This window comes from Nonomuraea antri, from assembly GCF_013283785.1.
GTDB lineage: Bacteria > Actinomycetota > Actinomycetes > Streptosporangiales > Streptosporangiaceae > Nonomuraea > Nonomuraea antri.
Window position 1 is genome coordinate 21,535 of the sequence record NZ_JABCPZ010000147.1, and the last position, 6,328, is coordinate 27,862.

The 6,328-nt window shown below is 71.8% G+C and carries 6 protein-coding genes; all 6 read right to left on the reverse strand.

Annotation, left to right across the window (positions count from 1 at the left end):
- Positions 1 to 16: 16 nt before the first annotated feature.
- Genes HII36_RS35905 through HII36_RS35930 form a run of 6 tightly spaced genes read right to left on the reverse strand, consistent with a single transcriptional unit; the run spans position 17 to position 6,230 of the window.
- Positions 17 to 1,180: a S8 family serine peptidase gene (locus HII36_RS35905; protein ID WP_173527770.1), complete on the reverse strand. Its 1,164-nt coding sequence runs from the start codon at positions 1,178 to 1,180 to the stop codon at positions 17 to 19.
- On the reverse strand, positions 1,174 to 2,070 hold the full coding sequence (locus HII36_RS35910) for a hypothetical protein (RefSeq protein WP_328808036.1): 897 nt from the start codon (positions 2,068 to 2,070) through the stop codon (positions 1,174 to 1,176). Before HII36_RS35910 ends, HII36_RS35905 begins: the two co-directional genes overlap by 7 nt.
- Positions 2,071 to 2,127: 57 nt before the next feature.
- Entirely contained in the window at positions 2,128 to 3,354 is a 1,227-nt protein-coding gene (locus tag HII36_RS35915; protein ID WP_328808037.1) for a S8 family serine peptidase, read from the reverse strand.
- Positions 3,348 to 4,064, reverse strand: a complete 717-nt coding sequence (locus tag HII36_RS35920; RefSeq protein WP_328808038.1) for a hypothetical protein — start codon at positions 4,062 to 4,064, stop codon at positions 3,348 to 3,350. Before HII36_RS35920 ends, HII36_RS35915 begins: the two co-directional genes overlap by 7 nt.
- A gap of 42 nt (positions 4,065 to 4,106) precedes the next feature.
- Positions 4,107 to 5,288: an adenylyltransferase/sulfurtransferase MoeZ gene (gene moeZ, locus HII36_RS35925; RefSeq protein ID WP_173527771.1), complete on the reverse strand. Its 1,182-nt coding sequence runs from the start codon at positions 5,286 to 5,288 to the stop codon at positions 4,107 to 4,109.
- Positions 5,289 to 5,330: 42 nt separating this feature from the next.
- Entirely contained in the window at positions 5,331 to 6,230 is a 900-nt protein-coding gene (locus HII36_RS35930) for an alpha/beta fold hydrolase (protein ID WP_173527772.1), read from the reverse strand.
- Between the last annotated feature and the right edge of the window lie 98 nt (positions 6,231 to 6,328).

Genomic DNA, 6,328 nt, shown 5'->3' on the forward strand with positions numbered 1-6,328 from the left:
GCACCATAGCGGATCTTCATTCCTTACGCTGGTTGAGCACGATGATCGCGCCACAGAACGTGATCAATGCGACGAGCACGCCGCCTCCGTACAACCAGAGACGCAACGGGTCAGGCCCGGGACGCGACGGCACCGGCGAATCCTCGCCCTCGCCGAAGTGCCGGTCGTCGGGTACGGGCACCTCGCGGCGCATCCCGGCCAGCTTGGCCGCGGCGTTCAGCGCGGCGCCCGCGTCGACCACGCCGAACCCGATCTTGTCGTCGTAACCGGCGGCAGGGCGGCCCCTGGCGCTGCCGGCCAGGGCCTGGGCCACCTGCTCAGGACGCAGGTTCGGGTAGCGGGACCTGATGAGCGCGGCGACGCCGGCCACGAGCGCGGCCGCGGCGCTGGTGCCCTCCGACAGCTCGTAGCCGCTGCCGCGCTTGAGCACCGGCACGTCCACGCCCGGCGCGGAGACCAGCACGGACAGGTTGTCGCTGCTGAACGAGGCCCGGTTGCCCTGCTTGTCGACCCCGGCCACGCCGATCACGCCCGGATAGCCGGCCGGGAAGCTCCAGTACGAGGTCTCGTTGTCCCTGGCGTACTTGGTCAGGCCGTCGTTGCCGACGGCGGCCACCAGCACCACGCCCTTGCTCAGCGCGTACGAGACGGCCTCGCGCTCCGACCTGAGCGAGCCGTAGCTGCCGATCGACATGCTGACCACCTTCGCGCCGTGGTCGGCCGCGTACCGCAGGGCGCGCGCCAGCGGGCTCTCGATGGCGGTGAGCGGGTCGTCCTCCGGCGGCACGACGGCGATCACGGGTTCGTCGTCGTCGGTGACCAGCGGCAGCGACAGGATGGACGACTCTGGCGCGACACCCACGAGACCGTCTTCGGCGCCGGAGCCGGCGATGAGCCCGGCCATCGCGGTGCCGTGCCCGCCGGGGCGCGGCCGCTGCCTGGTGACGGCGTTCGTGGTCATGTCGGGGCCGAGGGTCACCCGGCCGCGCAGCTCCTTGACCTCGCTGTCCACGCCGCTGTCGACGACGGCGACGGTGACGCCCTTGCCCTTGGTGACCGTCCAGGCCTGTTCGACGTTGAGCGCGTCGAGCACCCATCGCTGCTGGTCCCTGACCGGGTCGGCGGTCGTGCCCGACAACGCGATCAGCGCCGCCGTCACCACGCGCGCCGCGGTCAGCACACGTTCCCCTGGGTGCAGGGCGGGACCTTGGGCGGGTCCGCCAGGAAGTAGGCGATCTGGTTGCCGACGGACTTGGCGGCCGGCCACAGCTCGCTGTGCAGGATCTCCTCGGGCGGCACGGCGGCCCTGGTGCGGCCGTCGGCGTAACCGGCGGTGGAGAACACGACGTAGGGGCCCGCCCCGACCCAGCCGGTGCGCTGGCGCTGGTCGGAGCCGAAGCGCTCGGTCACCGTGCCGGGGAAGGCGACGGGCAGCACGCCCACCCGGTCGTCCTGGGTGAGCTGTTCGGTCGCGGAGACCCTGGACTCCTCGTCCTTCAGCACGGCGACGCCGACGGTGATCACGAACGTGGCGGTCTGGTCGGTGTAGGTGGCACGCAGCATGCTCACGCAGCCGTGGCTCTCCAGGATGCCGGCGACGGCGGCGTCCACGGCGGCGCGGCAGTCGCTCTCCGGCGCGATGCCGACGCGTCTGGCGTACTGCTGGGCGCGGTCGAGCCCGAAGTACTTGACCTCTTCCGGGAACACGCCGGTGGCCGGCCAGGCCTGCCAGCGCCTGGCGATCTCCTCCTGCTTGTACCTGTTCTGCTCGGCGGGGGTCAGCGGGCGCGAACGGGTCTCGCTGAACAGCCCGACGGTGCCGAGCAGCACCACGACGGCCGACACGGCCACGATGAATCCGACCAGCAGCACGAACAGCCGCCGGTAGCGCACGCCCTGCTGGAGCGCCTCGAGTTCGGCGCGTTCCTTGGCGGCCGTCCGCCTGCGGGAGTTGGCCGCCGGCCAGGCGCGCACGCGTGGCCTGCGGCCGGCTGGGGCGCCGAGCGGGTTGCTCCGCGTGGCTTCCCCTTCGGCGCGCGGCAGCCCTGAGGTCGACCTACGTGCCTTCACCACCGCCTCGTTCCCCGGGTTCGCTCCGTGTCTAGTTCGTCCCCCTTCGGGGGCGGATCATGCGTCTTGTGCGCCGTAGGCCCGGCGTACCCGCCTGACCAGGACGAATATCACCGTCAAGGACGTGAGCGCGCCGAAACCCGCCGCCACGGCGACGGCCGCGTGCACGGTGACCCTGGTCTCGTCCCTGGCGGTGACCTTGATGGGGCCGCGTGATCCGCCGGCCAGCGGGCGGGCCGGGTCGTGCGCCTGGGAACCGGTGGCCGTCTCCGTATGGTCGGCCAGCCTGCCTGCCTCGGCCAGCGCTTTGGCGGCATTGACCACGCCGAAGCCGGTGGCGGTGTCGTAGCCGCCCGGGGGCCGGTCGGTGGCGCTCTCGGCGAGGGCTCGGGCGACCAGAGGTGGCGACATATCCGGATATTTCGCCCTTATTAGGGCGGCGACGCCTGACACCAGCGCGGTGGCCTGCGACGTCCCCCTGCCGACCCAGTACTCGTCGCCCGGGCCAGCGCCCATGATGTCCACCCCGGGCGCGGCCACCAGGACCGAGGAGTTCCAGTTGGAGAACGTGGCCCGGCGCAGCCGCCGGTCGGTCGCGCCCACCGACACCACGCCGGGGAACGCGGCCGGATACGAATACGGCGCGAACTCCTCGCCCACCCCTTCCCTGTCGCCGTCGTTGCCCGCGGCGGCCACCAGCACGACCCCCTTGGAGATCGCGTACCTGACGGCCGCGCGTTCCTCCCTGGTCGCCAGCTCCTTCGAGATCGACATGTTGATCACGTCGGCGCCCTGGTCGACGGCGTAGCGGATGCCTCTGGCCACGACGTCCTCGAAGCGCTCGGCCGAGTTGAACTCCCTGAAGCCCGGTTCCTCGTCCTCCAGGATCACCCGGACCGACAGGATCTCCGCCTCGGGCGCGACGCCGATGATGCCCTTGCCGCCGCCGGGCCCGTGGCCGTGCCCGGCGATGAGCGAGGCCATGTACGTCCCGTGCAGCCGGCGCGGCGCGACCCCGGGCGGGTTGGCGCCCGCGGTGAAGTCAGAGCCCACGGTCACCGAGCCGGCCAGGTCGCGGTGGCGCGGATCGACCCCGGAATCCAGCACGGCCACCCTGACCCCGGCGCCCCTGCTGGCCCGCCACGCCTCGTTCAGCGACAGCGTCTTGATCACGGCCTGCTGCCCGCCGCGCACGTCGTCGTCCGCCCGCGCGGCCGGAGCCGGGCCGGCCAGCAGCACGAACGCGACCAGCACCGGCGTCACCACGGCGCGCCGCCTCAGCACAGCCACTCCCCGGACGCGCAGTCGGGCATGCGCGGGGTGCTCAGGTCGGTCAGCACGTGCTCGGAGATCTCGGTCGCGAAGGCGAAGATGCTCGGCCGCTGCTCGCCCGCGGCGCGCGCGGGCCTGCCGTCGACCTGCCCCGCCGTGGTCAGCACCAGGTACGGCCCGGCCTGGCGGACCGAGCCCGCCTGGCGGACGTCCGGGGTGAAACGGTCGGCGACCGTGCCCTTGAAGGCCAGCGGACGCAGCCCGGGCACGGGTTTGCCCGAGTCGGAGAACGCGGACTTGGCGCGGGCCGCGCCGCGCTCGTCCGGCAGCGCCACGACGCCCACGGTGACCAGCACGCCGCGCAGCTCGTCTATGTAGGTGGCGCGCAGCAGCCCCCGGCAGCCCGCCCTGCGCAACGCCCTGGCCGCCTTGGCGTCGACGGCGTCGCAGCGGGTGTGCGGGGAGATGCCGATCCTGCTGGCGCGTTCCCGCCCGCCCTGCTCGGCCGAGTACGGCAGGGTGGCGGGGAAGATGCGTCCGGCCGTCCAGGTGCGCCAGCGCTCGGCGACCTCACGCTCGGCCGCGGAGCGCAGTTCGGCGGCGCTCGGGCCGCGCGTGAGCTCGGTGCCCGCCGCCCCCGCCGACACCCCGGCGGCCACCGCGCAGACCAGCGTCAGCGCGGAGGCCGCCACCAGGGCGGGCCAGGGGCGGGCGTAGTTCACGCCATCGACCTTAATCCGGACGAGCGGGCCGCACCGGGCGAATCAGTAGCTGGGCAGGCTCGGGTCGACCGTCTTGACCCAGCTCAGCACGCCACCGCCGACGTGGACCGCGTCGGCGAAACCGGCGTTCTTCACGACCGCCAGCGCCTCGGCCGAACGCGCGCCCGACTTGCAGTGCAGCACGATCTTCTTGTCCTGCGGCAGCCGCTCCAGGGCCGATCCGTTGAGGAACTCGCCCTTGGGGATCAGCGTGGCGCCCGGGATCGAGACGATCTCGTACTCGTTGGGCTCACGGACGTCGACGAGGAAGATGTTCTCGCCGTTGTCCTGCATCGCCTTGAGCTCGAGCGCGGTGATCGTGGAGCCGCTGGCGGCCTCGGCCGCCTCCTCGGAGACCGCGCCGCAGAACGCCTCGTAGTCTTCGAGCAGCTCGGTGACCGTCGGGTTCTTGCCGCACAGGACGCACTCCGGGTCCTTGCGGACCTTGACGTCGCGGTACTTCATCTCCAGGGCGTCGTAGATCATCAGCCGGCCGACCAGCGGGTCGCCGATGCCGGTCAGCAGCTTGATGGCCTCGTTGACCTGGATGGAGCCGACCGACGCGCACAGCACGCCGAGCACGCCGCCCTCGGCGCACGACGGCACCATGCCGGGAGGCGGGGGCTCCGGGTAGAGGCAGCGGTAGCAGGGGCCGTGCTCGGCCCAGAACACGCTGGCCTGGCCGTCGAAGCGGTAGATCGAGCCCCAGACGTACGGCTTGCCGAGCAGCACGGCGGCGTCGTTCACCATGTAACGCGTGGCGAAGTTGTCCGTGCCGTCGACGATGAGGTCGTAGCCGGAGAAGATCTCCATGACGTTCTCGGTCGTCAGCACCGTGTTGTGGACGACGACCTCGATCAGCGGGTTGATCTCGCGCACCGAGTTGGCGGCGCTCTCTGCCTTCGGCCGGCCCACGTCGGACTGGCCGTGGATGACCTGGCGCTGCAGGTTCGACTCGTCCACGACGTCGAAATCGATGATGCCGAGGGTGCCGACACCCGCCGCCGCCAGATACAGCAGCGCGGGCGAGCCCAGTCCCCCGGCGCCAACACACAGCACCTTGGCGTTCTTCAGCCGCTTCTGCCCGGCCATCCCCACGTCGGGGATGATCAGGTGGCGCGAATAGCGGCGCACTTCGTCGACGGTCAGCTCTGCGGCCGGCTCGACCAGCGGTGGCAACGACACTTCTACGCTCCCGTTTCAGGGGGTCTTATCTCACTGTGAAACCTAGCTGGGGAGTGGGGCATTCCCCAATCGAGTCTCACCGATCAGACGGCGTGCCTCCGCCGCCACCACGCGGGGCAGCTCCATCATCGCCACGTGCCCCGCCCTCGGCAGCAGCACGAGCCGCACCTGCCTGAACGTCCGGCCGGCCTTGGCGGCCATGGCGGGACGCACCAGACGGTCGTGCTTGCCATGAATGATCAGCGTCGGCGCGGCCACCTTGGCGGCCTGCTGCCACAGGTTGTCGGCGCCCCTGCGGAAGTACTCGGCCACGATGCCCCGGGCCGAACCGATCATCGCGTCGACCGCGTGCGGCAGGTCGTCGCGCCTGCGCAGCTCCTCGACGGCCTCGCGCAGCCGGCTCGGGTGCACGGCGTCCATGCTCGCCCAGACCATGGCGAACGAGGCGTTGATCCGCTGCTCCGCCGAGACCAGGCGCATCTTCTCCGCCACCCACTCCCCCAGCCTGGGCAGCGTGGCCGCGGCGATGCGGGCCGGGCCGTAGCGCGGCAGCAGGTCGGGCAGCGCGGGCGAGATGAGGGTGAGCGTACGCACCAGATCGGGACGCTCCGCCGCCACCAGGACCGACACCGCCCCGCCCAGCGAGTTGCCGAACAGGTGCGCGGGACCGGTCTGCTCCAGCAGCCCGATCACCGCCCTGGCATGGGCCTGGACGCTGTAGTCACCGTCGTCGGCGGCCGGCGAGAGGCCGGCGCCGGGCAGGTCGAGCGCGTGGCAGGTGACGGTGTCCTTCAGCTCGTCCATCAGATCGGTCCAGTTCGTGGCCGAACCCGCCAGACCGTGCACGAACACCGCCTGCTCGGGACCGCCTGCACCGGTCGAACGCACGTGCACCGGGCCGACCATGCGTCCTGGCCAGTGCGGGATCGGCTGCGCCGCCATTCGCCCTCCTTTTCGGTTCGCCTCAACGATAACCATGCCCTTCAACCTGGCCGTCCCTACCTGTGGGGGTGGCGACGCCCTGGGGGTTGGGGCGGCAC

What these genes read in the sequence shown, in the direction of transcription:
- HII36_RS35930 (WP_173527772.1), bottom strand. Translation starts at nt 6,230, where the DNA reads ATGGCGGCGCAGCCGATCCCGCACTGGCCAGGACGCATGGTCGGCCCG.